At 71.6% G+C, this 14480-nt stretch carries 12 protein-coding genes; 9 read left to right on the top strand and 3 right to left on the bottom strand.

Features of this window, described 5'->3' with window-relative positions:
* Positions 1–108: 108 nt before the first annotated feature.
* Positions 109–1911, bottom strand: a complete 1803-nt coding sequence (locus tag C1I97_RS16080; RefSeq protein WP_111003910.1) for a glycoside hydrolase family 15 protein — start codon at positions 1909–1911, stop codon at positions 109–111.
* Between the two features lie 520 nt (positions 1912–2431).
* Between C1I97_RS16080 and C1I97_RS16075 the strand changes: the two genes are divergently transcribed.
* From C1I97_RS16075 to C1I97_RS16035, 9 genes are all read left to right on the top strand, one after another.
* Positions 2432–4099 carry a CTP synthase gene (locus C1I97_RS16075; RefSeq protein ID WP_111003909.1) on the top strand — a complete coding sequence of 556 codons (1668 nt, stop codon included), beginning with the start codon at positions 2432–2434 and terminating at the stop codon, positions 4097–4099.
* Positions 4100–4209: 110 nt separating this feature from the next.
* A complete protein-coding gene (locus C1I97_RS16070; protein WP_111003908.1) occupies positions 4210–4836 on the top strand; it encodes an NUDIX domain-containing protein in 627 nt (208 codons plus the stop codon).
* 216 nt (positions 4837–5052) lie between these two features.
* Positions 5053–7140: a tetratricopeptide repeat protein gene (locus tag C1I97_RS16065; RefSeq protein ID WP_111003907.1), complete on the top strand. Its 2088-nt coding sequence runs from the start codon at positions 5053–5055 to the stop codon at positions 7138–7140.
* A gap of 135 nt (positions 7141–7275) precedes the next feature.
* The gene (ald, locus tag C1I97_RS16060) at positions 7276–8400 is read left to right on the top strand and encodes an alanine dehydrogenase (protein WP_111003906.1); all 1125 of its coding nucleotides are present in this window, start codon (positions 7276–7278) and stop codon (positions 8398–8400) included.
* A 400-nt stretch (positions 8401–8800) separates the two neighbouring features.
* Positions 8801–9937, top strand: coding sequence for a ParA family protein (locus C1I97_RS16055; protein ID WP_111003905.1), 1137 nt, complete (start codon positions 8801–8803; stop codon positions 9935–9937).
* Positions 9922–10494, top strand: coding sequence for a hypothetical protein (locus C1I97_RS16050; RefSeq protein ID WP_111003904.1), 573 nt, complete (start codon positions 9922–9924; stop codon positions 10492–10494). The genes C1I97_RS16055 and C1I97_RS16050 overlap by 16 nt, the downstream gene beginning before the upstream one ends.
* Positions 10495–10512: 18 nt before the next feature.
* The gene (locus C1I97_RS16045) at positions 10513–11676 is read left to right on the top strand and encodes a segregation and condensation protein A (RefSeq protein ID WP_111003903.1); all 1164 of its coding nucleotides are present in this window, start codon (positions 10513–10515) and stop codon (positions 11674–11676) included.
* Positions 11673–12323, top strand: coding sequence for an SMC-Scp complex subunit ScpB (gene scpB, locus C1I97_RS16040; RefSeq protein WP_111003902.1), 651 nt, complete (start codon positions 11673–11675; stop codon positions 12321–12323). The genes C1I97_RS16045 and scpB overlap by 4 nt, the downstream gene beginning before the upstream one ends.
* A 12-nt stretch (positions 12324–12335) precedes the next feature.
* Entirely contained in the window at positions 12336–13406 is a 1071-nt protein-coding gene (locus C1I97_RS16035; protein ID WP_111003901.1) for a pseudouridine synthase, read from the top strand.
* Here C1I97_RS16035 and C1I97_RS16030 read toward each other — a convergent pair.
* Together C1I97_RS16030 and C1I97_RS16025 are read right to left on the bottom strand one after the other, a co-directional pair.
* Positions 13403–14098, bottom strand: coding sequence for a nucleotidyltransferase domain-containing protein (locus C1I97_RS16030; protein WP_111003900.1), 696 nt, complete (start codon positions 14096–14098; stop codon positions 13403–13405). The genes C1I97_RS16035 and C1I97_RS16030 overlap by 4 nt on opposite strands.
* A gap of 22 nt (positions 14099–14120) precedes the next feature.
* On the bottom strand, positions 14121–14480 hold a 360-nt coding region (locus C1I97_RS16025), incomplete at its 5' end, for a Rieske (2Fe-2S) protein (RefSeq protein ID WP_111003899.1).

Raw genomic sequence — 14480 nt, 5'->3', positions numbered from 1 at the left:
CCCTCCCCCAGGCTCTCGGCTTCGCCCGAGCAGGGAACCCCCATCGCCCTGGGGGTACCCCAGGCGTTCAGCACCGGGGGAGGCACGAACGCCCGCGGGTTTCCGTACTCAGCCTCCGTACGCGCCGCTCGCCGTCAGGCGCAGGGCCGTGTCGATCAGCGGGACGTGGCTGAAGGCCTGGGGGAAGTTGCCCACCTGGCGCTGCAGGCGCGGGTCCCATTCCTCCGCCAGCAGGCCGAGGTCGTTGCGCAGGGAGAGGAGCTTCTCGAAGAGCTTCCTCGCCTCGTCCACGCGGCCGATCATCGCCAGGTCGTCGGCCATCCAGAACGAGCAGGCGAGGAAGGCGCCCTCGTCGCCGGGCAGGCCGTCGACGCCCGCGTTGTCGCCGGAGGTCGGGTAGCGCAGGATGAAGCCGTCCGACGTGGACAGCTCGCGCTGGATGGCCTCGATGGTGCCGATCACCCGCTTGTCGTCCGGCGGCAGGAAGCCCATCTGCGGGATGAGCAGCAGGGAGGCGTCCAGCTCCTGGGAGCCGTAGGACTGCGTGAAGGTGTTGCGTTCCTTGTCGTAGCCCTTCTCGCACACGTCCCGGTGGATCTCGTCGCGCAGCAGCTTCCACCGCTCCAGCGGGCCGTCGGCGTCCCCGGACTCGATGAGCTTGATGGTGCGGTCGACGGCGACCCACGCCATGACCTTGGAGTGCACGAAGTGGCGGCGCGGGCCGCGCACCTCCCAGATGCCCTCGTCCGGCTCCTGCCAGTGCTTCTCCAGGTACTCGATGAGCTTGATCTGGAGCAGGGAGGCGTAGTCGTTGCGGGCCAGACCCGTCATGTGGGCCAGGTGCAGCGCCTCGGTGACCTCGCCGTACACGTCCAGCTGGAGCTGGTGCGCGGCGCCGTTGCCGACCCGGACCGGGGCGGAGTTCTCGTAGCCGGGCAGCCAGTCCAGCTCGGCCTCGCCGAGCTCGCGCTCACCGGCGATGCCGTACATGATCTGCAGGTTGTCGGGGTCGCCGGCGACGGCCCGCAGCAGCCACTCGCGCCAGGCGCGGGCCTCCTCGCGGTAGCCGGTGCGCAGCAGCGAGGACAGGGTGATCGCCGCGTCCCGCAGCCAGGTGTAGCGGTAGTCCCAGTTGCGTACGCCGCCGATGTCCTCCGGCAGGGAGGTGGTGGGGGCGGCGACGATGCCGCCCGTGGGGGCGTAGGTCAGGGCCTTGAGGGTGATCAGGGAGCGGATCACGGCCTCGCGGTAGGGGCCGTGGTACGTACAGTGCCCGACCCACTCGCGCCAGAACTCCTCCGTCGCCTCCAGCGACTGCTCCGGCTCCGGCAACGGCGGCGGCTCCTTGTGCGAGGCCTGCCAGGAGAGCGTGAACGTGACCCGCTCACCCGCCGCGACCGTGAAGTCCGCGTACGTGGTCAACGACTTGCCGTACGTCTTCACCGGTGTGTCGAACCACACGGAGTCCGGACCCGCCACCGCCACCGTGCGCCCCTCGTGCCGGTGCACCCACGGCACGATCCGGCCGTAGGAGAAGCGCATGCGCAGCGCCGAGCGCATCGGCACCCGGCCCGAGACGCCCTCCACGACGCGGATCAGCTGGGGGGCGCCGTCGCGCGGGGGCATGAAATCGGTCACGCGGACCGTGCCGCGCGGGGTGTCCCACTCGGATTCCAGGATCAGCGAGTCACCGCGGTAGCTGCGCCGGGCCGCCGTGGGCGGCTCGGAGCCGGCCGCGTGGGCGGGGCCGAGGCGCCAGAAGCCGTGCTCCTCTGTGCCCAGCAGGCCGGCGAAGATGGCGTGCGAGTCGAAGCGGGGCAGGCACAGCCAGTCCACTGTCCCGTCCCGGCAGACCAGGGCAGCGGTCTGCATGTCTCCGATGAGTGCGTAGTCTTCGATGCGCCCGGCCACGTGCAACTCCAGTCGAACGGCCACGTCACACCCCACGAAGGGGCTGTCGCTAGTGCGGTCAAGGGGTGGTTGTAATGCGTCGTTGAGCGGTGGGGGAAAAGCGCCGGTCAGCCGCGGGGGCGGATCGACAACCCTTGCTCGACGAACTGACGAGCTCTCGTTGTTTCCGGGTCATTACGGACGGGGGTGGTGCCGTGTTGCCGGCCGGGCTCCTCAGCGAGTGTCCGAGCAGGATACGACGCACGTAGATGATCTGCGTGCCGCTCCGGGCAACCCGCATGCGCCGAACGAGTGAGCCATGGGTGAGAGACATGTGCGTGGTGCGTATCCGTGTCGGTGTGTGCGCGGAGCGTGGCCGTGAGCCATGCCCGCCCGGCGCTGATACCCTGGTAGCCCGTGGACCGGTGGGCTCGAAACCCCCGAACCGCAGCGACGGCACCTCAGCCGGAGAACCCGGGTTCCCCGGGCCGGACCGCCGTACCGCACGACCAACCGCGACCACGGGAGCCCCCTCTTGGCCATGCCGCCCACTGTTTTTCGAAACAGCACAGCCACGACGACCAAGCACATCTTCGTCACCGGGGGTGTCGCCTCCTCACTCGGCAAGGGCCTCACCGCCTCGAGCCTCGGCATGCTGCTCAAGGCCCGCGGCCTGCGCGTCGTGATGCAGAAGCTCGACCCGTACCTGAACGTCGACCCGGGCACGATGAACCCCTTCCAGCACGGTGAGGTGTTCGTCACCAACGACGGCGCCGAGACCGACCTGGACATCGGCCACTACGAGCGCTTCCTCGACCGGGACCTGGACGGCACCGCCAACGTCACCACCGGCCAGGTGTACTCCACGGTGATCGCCAAGGAGCGGCGCGGCGAGTACCTGGGCGACACCGTGCAGGTCATCCCGCACATCACCAACGAGATCAAGCACCGCATCCGCCGCATGGCCACCGACGACGTGGACGTCGTGATCACCGAGGTCGGCGGCACGGTCGGCGACATCGAGTCGCTGCCGTTCCTGGAGACCGTCCGCCAGGTCCGCCACGAGGTCGGCCGGGACAACGTCTTCGTGGTCCATATCTCCCTCCTTCCCTACATCGGCCCCTCCGGCGAGCTGAAGACCAAGCCGACCCAGCACTCCGTCGCGGCCCTGCGCAACATCGGTGTCCAGCCGGACGCGATCGTGCTGCGCTGCGACCGCGAGGTGCCCACCGCGATCAAGCGCAAGATCTCGCTGATGTGCGACGTCGACGAGGCCGCGGTCGTCGCCTGCCCCGACGCCCGCTCGATCTACGACATCCCGAAGGTCGTGCACTCCGAGGGCCTGGACGCCTACGTGGTGCGCAAGCTGGACCTGCCCTTCCGCGACGTGGACTGGACGACCTGGGACGACCTGCTGGACCGCGTCCACAACCCCGAGCACGAGATCACCCTCGCCCTGGTCGGCAAGTACATCGACCTGCCCGACGCCTACCTGTCGGTGACCGAGGCGCTGCGCGCGGGCGGCTTCGCCAACAAGGCCCGCGTGAAGATCAAGTGGGTCACCTCGGACGACTGCAAGACCCCGGCCGGCGCCGAGGCGCAGCTCGCCGACGTCGACGGCATCTGCATCCCGGGCGGCTTCGGCGACCGCGGCGTGCTGGGCAAGGTCGGCGCGATCCGCTACGCCCGGGAGAACAGGATCCCGCTGCTGGGGCTCTGCCTGGGCCTGCAGTGCATCGTGATCGAGGCCGCGCGCAACCTCGCGGGCATCTCCGACGCCAACTCCACCGAGTTCGACCCGGCCACCGGCCACCCGGTGATCTCCACCATGGCCGAGCAGATGGACATCGTCGCCGGCGAGGGCGACATGGGCGGCACGATGCGGCTCGGCATGTACCCGGCCAAGCTGGCCGAGGGCTCGATCGTGCGCGAGGTGTACGGCGGCAAGGAGTACGTCGAGGAGCGGCACCGCCACCGCTACGAGGTGAACAACGCCTACCGCGCGGAGCTGGAGAAGAAGGCGGGCGTCGTCTTCTCCGGCACCTCCCCGGACGGCAAGCTCGTCGAGTACGTGGAGTACCCGCGCGACGTCCACCCCTACCTGGTCGCCACCCAGGCGCACCCGGAGCTGCGCTCGCGCCCCACGCGCCCGCACCCGCTGTTCGCGGGCCTCGTGAAGGCCGCGGTCGAACGGAAGAACTCCAAGTAGCACACCCGGTTGTACGGTTGCGGGGGTGCGTTCCTTCAGGGTGGGCACCCCCGCTTTTTCGGTGCACGTCCCGTGCACGTCGCAAGGTCGCAAGGCCGGAAGGGCAGGGCATGACGATCAAGGACACCCCGGAGGAGTGGGAGATCCGGGCGACGGACACGCCCTTCACGGGCAACAAGACCTCCGTCCGCACCGACGACGTGGTCATGCCCGACGGCTCCGTGGCCCGCCGCGACTACCAGGTCCACCCCGGGTCCGTGGCCGTCCTCGCCCTCGACGACGAGGACCGGGTGCTGCTGATCCGCCAGTACCGCCACCCGGTGCGGCAGCGGCTGTGGGAGATCCCGGCCGGCCTGCTCGACGTGCCCGGCGAGAACCCGCTGCACGCCGCCCAGCGCGAGCTGTACGAGGAGGCGCACGTCAAGGCCGAGGACTGGCGGGTGCTGACCGACGTGTACACCACCCCCGGCGGCTGCGACGAGGCCGTACGGATCTTCCTCGCCCGGGGTCTGTCCGCGGTGGAGGGCGAACGCTTCGCGGCGGAGCACGAGGAGACCGACATGGAGCACGCGCGCGTGCCGGTCGACGAGCTGGTACGCGGCGTGCTCGCGGGCGAACTGCACAACAACTGCCTCGTCGTGGGCGTCCTGTCCCTGGTCGCCGCGCGCCGGGGGGACGGCCTCGACGCGCTGCGCCCGGCCGGGGCCCCGTGGCCGGCACGCCCCTTCGAGTCCTGAATCCCGAGTCCTGAACACAGCCGGAGGCCCGCGGAGGGGGCCGTGGAGGAGGCCCGCGGGCCGGAGACCCTTCGGTGTGACCATCGCCTGATCCGATCGGGGGACGTGTTCGCCGTGGTCCTCCCGGTACGTCGCGGAGCGTGAACTAGGCTCTGAACAGCGCCCGGACCGGAGTTCCGGCGGGCTCGCGCGTGCGGTGGGACGGGAGTGTGGCCCGTGACGGACCAGGCGGTGGACGCAGGTGGGGTGGACCTGTCCGGGAGGGACCGGCTCCCCGCGGCCACCGAGAGCGTCTTCCTGGGCCGTGCGCGGGAGCTGAAGGAGCTGCGCGCCGACATCGAGCGGGCCGGGCTCGACACCCTCTCCGGCCGCAAGGTCCCCCGCGCGCGCGTACTGCTGATCGCGGGCAGCCCCGGCTCCGGCCGTACGGCGCTCGCCGAGGAGCTCGTACGGCAGGTCGCGGACGGCTACCCCGACGGCGTGCTGCGCGCCCGGCTCGCCGAGCCCGACGGCACCCCCGTGCCGGTCGAGCGGGCCGCCCGCGAGCTGCTCACCGCCCTCGGTCTGCCCACGCCGCCCGGCGCCGCCGAGGACGAGCTGACCGAGGCCCTGCGGGACGCGCTCGCCGAGCGCCGGGCGCTGCTGCTGCTCGACGACGCGGCCGGCGCCGAGCAGGTCGACGCGCTGCTGCCGGACAACGCCGGCTGCCTGCTCGTCGCCGTCTCCCGGGGCCCGCTCACCGGGATCGCGGACGTCCGTCCCTGCACGCTCGGCGGCCTGGACACCAAGTCCGCCGTGGAGCTGCTGGCCCAGCACATCGACCCGGTGCGCATCACCGTCGACCCGCGCGCCGCGGAAAGCCTGGTCGAGGTCTGCGAGGGCCGGCCCGCCGCGCTCACCCTGGCCGGCGGCTGGCTCGCCGCCCACCCCAAGGCCGCCGTCGCCGACCTCACCAGGCAACTGCACGCCGACACCGGCGCGGGCCCCGCGCTCGCCCGCGTGCTGCGGTTCGTGCACGCCACCCTGCCGGGCACGGCCGCCCGGGTGCTGCGGCTGCTCGCCCTCGCCCCGGCCGGAGACGTCGACCCGCACACCGCCTCCGCGCTCGCCGGCTGCTCGGTCGAGGCCGCCCGCGCCTTCCTCGACGACTTCGCCGCCCTCGGCCTGCTGCGGGCCCTGCCCTCGCCACTGCCGTGCTACGAGGTCCCCGGCTGTCTGCACCCGCTGCTGCGGGCCCTCGCCGAGCGCCACGACCGCCCCGCCGAGCTGCAGCTGGCCCGCGCCCGGATGCTGGAGCGGACCGTACGGCTGCTGCAGTCCTGCCGGGCGATCACCGAGACCGACAGTTCCGAGACCCGCGAGAAGCTCAAGAACCTGCCCTCCACGCTGCGCTTCCCGACCCCGCGGGCCGCCGAGGACTGGCTGCGTGCCCGCCGGCCCGCCCTGCTCGCCGCCGCCCGGCTCGCGGTCGCCGACGGCGAGCTGGACACCCTGGCCCGCCGGCTGATGTCCCAGCTGGTGCGGGCCATGGTCGCCCACTTCGGCACCCGGGCCGCCGCCGGTGACCTCTACGGCGTCCACCGGCTCGTCCTCGACGTGGCCGAGCGGCAGCGGCTGCCCCGGGAGAAGGCCGCCGCCCTGCTGAACCTCGCCGACCTGGACGCCCGTACCGGCCGTACCGCCGAGGCACTGGCCCGTTACCGGGTCGCGCTGGACGCCGGACGCGAGGCGAACGACCCGTACGCGACCGGCCGCGCGATGGAATCCGTAGGCAGTGCCCACCAGGAGCGCGGGGACTACGACCGGGCCGCCGACTGGTTCGGCCGGGCCCTGGCCCAGCGCCTCGCGCGCGGGGAGCGGGAGGACGCCGCCCGTCTCTACGGCCGCATCGCCACCGCGCACACCTACGCCGGCCGCTACGGCGAGGCGCTGCGCAACTGGCGGGCCGCCGTCGCCGCGCACCGCAAGGCCGGCGATGTCGCCGCCCACGCGCGGGCGTTGAGCGAACTGGCGCGCGTCCAGGAGTACGCCGGGCGGCCCGCGGAGTGCCTGCGCACCTGCCAGGAGGCCGTGGAGTGGGCGCGCCGCGCGGAGGACGTACGGTTGCAGGCGGCGCTGCAGCTGCGGCTCGCCGACACCCTGGAGCGGCTGGGCGATCCGGTCGCGGCGGCCCTGCACCGCGGGGTGGCCGAGCGCATGCTCGGCGACGAAATCCGCGCGGGCAAGGACGGCGGCGCGGCGGGCACATGGCCGGAACAAGAGGCCAACGCCTGCGAAAACCGCAGTGCGGCCGCTGAAGATTGAGGCAATGAAAGGCTAGACAGCAGGAATGCCTTCATTAAACTGGTTCTACCGCTTGTTCTCCTGCGGTGTCTCCTGGTATGCCCCCGCATGCCTGGGTACGCGTTGCACTGCCCCACATTCTCTGAGTCAAGGACCGTGATCGACGTGAAGGTCGGCATCCCCCGCGAAGTCAAGAACAACGAGTTCCGGGTGGCCATCACCCCCGCCGGCGTGAACGAGCTGGTGCGCAACGGCCACCAGGTCGTCGTCGAGCGGAACGCCGGCGCCGGCTCCTCGATCCCGGACGAGGAGTACGTGGCCGCCGGCGCCCAGATCCTCGACACCGCGGACGAGGTCTGGGCCGACGCCGACATGGTGCTGAAGGTCAAGGAGCCCGTCGCCGAGGAGTACCACCGCCTCCGCAAGGACCAGGTCCTCTTCACCTACCTGCACCTGGCCGCCTCCAAGGAGTGCACGGACGCCCTGCTGGAGGCCGGCACCACGGCGATCGCCTACGAGACCGTCGAGCTGCCGGGCCGCGCGCTGCCGCTGCTCGCCCCGATGTCCGAGGTGGCCGGCCGGCTGGCCCCGCAGGTCGGTGCCTACCACCTGATGCGCGCCTCCGGCGGCCGCGGTGTGCTGCCGGGCGGTGTCCCGGGCGTGCCGGCCGGCGAGGCGGTCGTCATCGGCGGCGGCGTCTCCGGCTGGAACGCCGCGCAGATCGCCATAGGCCTGGGCTTCCACGTGACCCTGCTCGACAAGGACATCAGCAAGCTCAAGGAGGCCGACAAGATCTTCGGCACGAAGATCAAGACCGTCGTCTCCAACGCCTTCGAGCTGGAGAAGGCCTGCCTCGAGGCCGACCTCGTCGTCGGCGCCGTGCTCGTCCCGGGCGCCAAGGCCCCGAAGCTGGTCAGCAACGAGCTGGTGTCCCGGATGAAGGCCGGAAGTGTCCTTGTCGACATCGCGATCGACCAGGGAGGCTGCTTCGAGGACTCCCACCCGACCACGCACGCCGAGCCGACCTTCAAGGTCCACGAGTCGGTGTTCTACTGCGTCGCCAACATGCCGGGTGCGGTGCCCAACACCTCCACCTACGCGCTGACCAACGCCACGCTGCCGTACATCGTCGAAGTCGCCAACCGTGGCTGGGTGGAGGCGCTGCGTCGCGACCCGGCGCTGGCCAAGGGTCTCAACACCCACGGCGGCAAGGTGACTTACCGCGAGGTCGCGGAGGCGCACGGCCTCGAGCACGTCGCCCTGGAGTCCCTGCTGGCCTGAGTGGGTCGCCAAATCGCCAAGGCGTGAAAGGCGATACGTCAACGCGCGCCGTCAACAGCGCGTCTCCGGCCGGACCTTGCCCGACAAGGTCCGGCCGGATGTGTGTATGGTCATTTCGCCCCACTCGTTCAACTCGCCTCGAACGCAACCATTCGACCGATTCACGCACCGGTGAAACCTGCCGTGCGACGGCCGTACGCCCTTGACAGGCGGATGTTTCATTGCCGACACATCGGGCCGGGTCCGGCGGATTGTGTTGCTGTGGACGCCCGACACGCCATAGAGTCGCCAACCGTCGGCATGGTGCCACGCTGACCTGTCCAGAAGTTTCCTGGTCGCCAAGGAGGTAAGACGACTTGTGAATGAGTCGACATTTTCTCCCGGGGGTGGTCAACCAGGAATGCCTGCGCGGGGCCAGGGTCCCACGGGGCTCGAGGCTGTCGGCTCCGTCGCTGTGCGCACCTTCGCAGCCCACCGGAGTCACCGGACACCAGGGGTGACTCAGTCAGCACACCAGAGCATGGATGGCCATCACGTGAACGCCATGGCCGGCGACGGAAGTGGCGCGCCCCACAACCAGTTCGCCGACTACGACGAACTGCCCGAGGGGCACTTCTACGACCCCGACGCCGAATACGAGCCCGACCCCGAGTACGCGGCCACGCTCGCGCCCGACGCCGCTCGCCAGCGCCGTGAGCGCATCGGCCCGACCGGACGTCCGCTGCCGTACTTCCCGATCCCGGGTCCGCTGACCGATCACGGACCCGCGAAGATCATCGCGATGTGCAACCAGAAGGGCGGCGTCGGCAAGACCACGTCGACCATCAACCTGGGTGCCGCGCTCGCGGAGTACGGCCGCCGGGTACTGCTCGTGGACTTCGACCCGCAGGGCGCGCTGTCGGTGGGTCTCGGCGTCAACCCCATGGAGCTCGACCTCACCGTCTACAACCTGCTCATGGAGCGGGGCATGTCCGCGGACGAGGTCCTGCTGAAGACGGCGGTCCCCAACATGGACCTGCTGCCCAGCAACATCGACCTGTCGGCCGCCGAGGTCCAGCTGGTCTCCGAGGTCGCGCGCGAGTCGACGCTGCAGCGGGCGCTGAAGCCGCTGATGGACGACTACGACTACATCGTCATCGACTGCCAGCCCTCGCTCGGCCTGCTCACCGTCAACGCCCTCACGGCCGCGCACAAGGTGATCGTGCCGCTGGAGTGCGAGTTCTTCGCGCTGCGCGGCGTCGCGCTGCTGACCGAGACCATCGAGAAGGTCCAGGAGCGGCTCAACCCGGAGCTGGAGCTCGACGGGATCCTCGCCACGATGTACGACTCGCGCACCGTGCACAGCCGCGAGGTGCTCGCGCGTGTCGTCGAGGCGTTCGACGACCACGTGTACCACACGGTCATCGGGCGCACGGTCCGCTTCCCGGAGACCACGGTCGCCGGTGAGCCGATCACCACGTACGCCTCCAACTCCGTCGGTGCCGCCGCCTACCGCCAGCTCGCCAGGGAGGTGCTCGCCCGGTGTCACGCCGAGTGAGTCTGCCGGGGGCCGACGAACTGTTCCGTACGACAGGGGGAATGGCGCTCCAGCCGTCGACCCCCCGGCGCCAGGCCGGCAGAGGCGAGCCCCGGGTGCCCGCTCCCGCGGGGGAGAGTGACGCGGCGGCCGCCTCGGCGGAGGACGCGCCGCAGTCGGTGCCCGCGCAGGGCGGCGACGGCGCGGGCGCGGAGCACGTGGCGGCGGAGGCGGAGCCGGTGGACGCGGGCGAGTCCCGCAGCCGGTCCGCCGCCGCGGAGCGGCCCGTGCGGCGTGCGGCGGCGCAGGAAGGCCCTGCCGCCGTGCCGCCGCGCAAGCGGGGCCGCGGCACCCCGCGCCGGCCCAGCGGGCGGGAACGGCACGACGAGAAGATCACCGTGTACGTGTCCGCCGAGGAACTCATGGACCTGGAGCACGCCCGCCTGGTGCTGCGCGGCGAGCACGGCCTGGCCGTCGACCGCGGCCGCATCGTCCGGGAGGCGGTCGCCGTGGTCCTGGCCGACCTGGAGTCCCGCGGGGACGCCAGCATCCTCGTACGACGGCTGCGCGGGCGGTAGCGGTAGCCTGCGGGGGCCATGACCTCGAACGACGCTCCCCCTCCCGGCGCGCACGCCGGACGCCGGCGCGCGCTGGGGAGGGGCCCCGGTGCCGAGCCCGTGGCACGGCCTGCGGTACCGGTCACGGCTCCCGTGGAGGTGCCCGAGCCGCAGCCTCCCGAACCGCAACCTCCCGAACCGGAGGCCGTCGAGCCGGAGGCCGGTGAGCCGGAACCCGAGACCGTCGAGCCGGAGCCGGAGCCCGTCGAGGCTCCACTGCCTCCACTGCCTCCCGCGGATCCCGCCGGCGCACCCGAACCCTCCGACGGTGTCTTCAAGGTCCGCCTCTCCAACTTCGAAGGCCCCTTCGACCTCCTCCTCCAGCTGATCTCCAAACACAGGCTGGACGTCACCGAGGTCGCCCTGTCCAAGGTCACGGACGAGTTCATGGCGCACATCCGGGCCGTGGGGCCGGACTGGGACCTGGACCAGACGACCGAGTTCCTCGTGGTGGCCGCCACGCTGCTCGACCTCAAGGCGGCCAGACTGCTGCCCTCCGCCGAGGTGGAGGACGAGGCCGACCTGGCGTTGCTGGAGGCCCGGGACCTGCTGTTCGCCCGGTTGCTGCAGTACCGGGCGTACAAGCAGATCGCCGACATCTTCAGCCGGCGCCTGGAAGAGGAGGGCCGGCGCCACCCCCGTACCGTCGGACTGGAGCCGCACCACGTCGAACTGCTGCCCGACGTCGTCATCAGCATCGGCGCCGAGGGCTTCGCCGGGCTCGCGGTCAAGGCGATGCAGCCCAGACCCGAGCCGCAGGTGTACGTCGACCACATCCACGCCCCGCTGGTCAGTGTGCAGGAGCAGGCCGGGATCGTCGTCGCGCGGCTGCGCGAGCTGGGCGAGGCCGGCTTCCGCGAGCTCGTGGAGGACACCGACGACACGCTCACCGTCGTGGCCCGCTTCCTCGCACTCCTTGAGCTGTACCGGGAGAAGGCCGTCGCCCTGGAACAGGAGACGGCCCTCGGCGAACTCGTCGTGCGGTGGACCGGAGGGGACGGGGACGGGGATGCGACGCCCATGGTGACCGACGAGTTCGACCGGCCACCCGAGGACACCGGGAAGACGGACACCGGGAAGACGGAGAACAAGAAGCCGGAGACCAGGAAGTCCAAGGGGCCCAAGGAGGAGGAGAAGGCGTGAGCGAGGAGACCATCGAGCCGGGCGCCGGGCGGTCCCCCGTCGCCGAACTCGAGCTCAAGCCCGCCCTGGAGGCCGTCCTCATGGTCGTGGACGAGCCCGCCACCGAGGAGCACCTGGCGAAGGTGCTCCAGCGGCCCCGGCGGCAGATCGCGGACGCGCTGCGCGAACTGGCCGACGAGTACACCCTGCAGGGCCGCGGCTTCGAGCTCAGGCTCGTCGCCGGCGGCTGGCGCTTCTACACCCGCCCCGAGTACGCCGCCGCCGTCGAGGGCTTCGTGCTCGACGGCCAGCAGGCACGCCTCACCCAGGCCGCCCTGGAGACCCTCGCCGTGGTCGCCTACCGCCAGCCGGTCAGCCGCAGCCGCGTCTCGGCCGTACGCGGAGTCAACTGCGACGGCGTGATGCGCACCCTGCTCCAGCGCGGTCTGGTCGAGGAGGCGGGCGCGGAACCCGAAACAGGTGCGATCCTGTACAGGACGACGAACTACTTCCTGGAGCGGATGGGCCTGCGCGGTCTGGACGAGCTCCCGGAGCTCGCGCCCTTCCTCCCGGAGGCGGAGGCGATCGAGGCCGAGACCCAGGAAGGCGTGCCGTCGTTCGACCCGGACGCGCCCGACGCGCCCGGCGGTCAGGACGCAGACGACTAAGACGGAACATTGATGCGAAGCAGCGGCAGGAACAGCGGACGCGGCAACCACCGCGGCGCCGGCAACAACCGGGACGAGCGGCAGGGGCAGGGACGTCCCCGCAAGCCCCGCCCCGAGGAGCGCCGCTACGACGTGGGCACCGGCGCCACCAAGGACGGTCCGAAGCCGGGGCGCGGCGGTGCGGCCCGCGGCGGCGCCAAGGGCGGCCCGAAGAAGGCGCAGCAGCCGCAGGGGCAGGGGCGCGGCCGTACGGCCCCCGCCCGCTCCCGCGAGTACGAGGCGCGGGCCGAGGAGCGCAACCGCGAGCGGTACGCCGGCAAGAAGGACGTCAAGCTGCCCAGGACCTTCCCCGGCGCCGAGCAGGAGGGCGAGCGGCTGCAGAAGGTCCTCGCGCGCGCGGGCTACGGTTCGCGGCGGGCCTGCGAGGAACTGATCGAGCAGGCGCGGGTCGAGGTCAACGGCGAGATCGTCCTGGAGCAGGGCCGCCGGGTCGACCCGGAGAAGGACGAGGTCAAGGTCGACGGCCTGACGGTGGCCACGCAGTCGTACCAGTTCTTCGCGCTGAACAAGCCCGCCGGCGTCGTCGCCACCATGGAGGACCCGGAGGGCCGCCAGTGCCTCGGCGACTACGTCACCAACCGCGAGACGCGCCTGTTCCACGTCGGCCGCCTGGACACCGAGACCGAGGGCGTCATCCTGCTCACCAACCACGGCGAGCTGGCCCACCGCCTGACCCATCCCAGGTACAACGTGCGCAAGACCTACCTCGCGCACATCGTCGGCCCCGTCCCGCGCGACCTGGGCAAGAGGCTCAAGGACGGCATCCAGCTGGAGGACGGCTACGCGCGCGCGGACCACTTCCGGGTCGTCGAGCAGACCGGCAAGAACTACCTGGTCGAGGTCACCCTCCACGAGGGCCGCAAGCACATCGTCCGCCGCATGCTCGCCGCCGCCGGCTTCCCGGTCGACAAACTCGTCCGTACCGGCTTCGGCCCCGTCACCCTCGGCGACCAGAAGTCGGGCTGGCTGCGCCGCCTGTCCAACACGGAGGTCGGCCGGCTGCTGCAGGAGGTCGACCTCTAGACGGGTGCTGCCCGGCAGGCCGACGCGTGGCGGACACGGTGCAGGAAGTCCGCCACGCGTCGGCGGTCGGGCTCCTCGGGGAGGGGCGAGCGGTGGGACGCCTCTTCGGCCTGCGCCGCCAGGCGGGTCATCCAGGACTCGACCGCCGGCCACGGGACCTCGCCGCGTCTGACCACCAGCAGCCGGTCGCGTTCGTCGCCCACGTCGAGGGTCAGCCGGCCGGTACGCAGCAGGTCACGGGCGCTTGCCAGCAGCCGTAGCAGGTGCATGGCGTGCTTCCAGCGCGGGGCGCCGTGCGCGCGCAGGTCCGCGTCGAGCCTGCGGCGCTGGCCGAGGGCGTAGCCGGTGAAGGTCTCGTACGCCCGCCGGGACAGGAGCGCCTCGCGCAGGGCGAGCAGTTCGCGGCCCGTGTCGTCGGCGTACTCCACCAGCGGTGAGTGCAGGCACTCCAGGATGTTCGGGTTGGCGCGCAGCGCCAGTTCGCAGAAGCGTTCCAGCTCCCAGCTGAACTGTTCGGGCAGCGGGCCGTCCACGTGTGTGGGCGGCTTCTCGAAGCGCCAGAACAGGGGGGTGGGGGCGAGAAAGACGCCCCGGCGGTCCGTGTCGCTGTCGTCGGTCGCCAGCCCGAAGGCCCGCGAACCCATGACACAGGCGTAGATCGTGTGGTCGCGTACCAGGTCCCCGGGCTGCATGCCCGGGAGCGTACGCGGATCCTCACGTCAGGCTGATGGAATTTCCCTCGACCTTGACCGGCCTCGCGGGCAGCGGCCGGGTCGCCGGGCCGTGGGCCACGGAGCCGTCGGCGATGCGGAAGCGGCTGCCGTGGCAGGGGCAGTCGATGGTGCCCTCGGCGACCCGGTTCACCGTGCAGCCCTGATGCGTGCAGACCGCCGAGAAGGCCTTGAACTCGCCCTTCTTCGGCTGGGTGACCACGACCTTCGCCCGCGTGAAGATCATGCCACCGCCTTCCGGGATGTCCCCCGTGCTCGCCAGCACCCGCCCGGCGGCGGCCGTGCCCGCGGAGGGGAAGGCCGCCGTCGCGGCGGGTGGGCTCTGCGAGGGGTGGGACGTCTC

This window comes from Streptomyces sp. NTH33 (genome assembly GCF_003236365.1).
Taxonomy (GTDB): domain Bacteria; phylum Actinomycetota; class Actinomycetes; order Streptomycetales; family Streptomycetaceae; genus Streptomyces.
This window is presented reverse-complemented; position numbering and strand designations above follow the sequence as displayed.

Excerpts from the sequence above, each read along its gene's own strand:
- C1I97_RS16075 (WP_111003909.1), top strand. The coding sequence starts at position 2,432 with ATGCCGCCCACTGTTTTTCGAAACAGCACAGCCACGACGACCAAGCAC.
- C1I97_RS16070 (WP_111003908.1), top strand. The coding sequence starts at position 4,210 with ATGACGATCAAGGACACCCCGGAGGAGTGGGAGATCCGGGCGACGGAC.
- C1I97_RS16055 (WP_111003905.1), top strand. The coding sequence starts at position 8,801 with ATGCCTGCGCGGGGCCAGGGTCCCACGGGGCTCGAGGCTGTCGGCTCC.
- C1I97_RS16045 (WP_111003903.1), top strand. The coding sequence starts at position 10,513 with ATGACCTCGAACGACGCTCCCCCTCCCGGCGCGCACGCCGGACGCCGG.
- C1I97_RS16035 (WP_111003901.1), top strand. The coding sequence starts at position 12,336 with ATGCGAAGCAGCGGCAGGAACAGCGGACGCGGCAACCACCGCGGCGCC.
- C1I97_RS16030 (WP_111003900.1), bottom strand. The coding sequence starts at position 14,098 with ATGCAGCCCGGGGACCTGGTACGCGACCACACGATCTACGCCTGTGTC.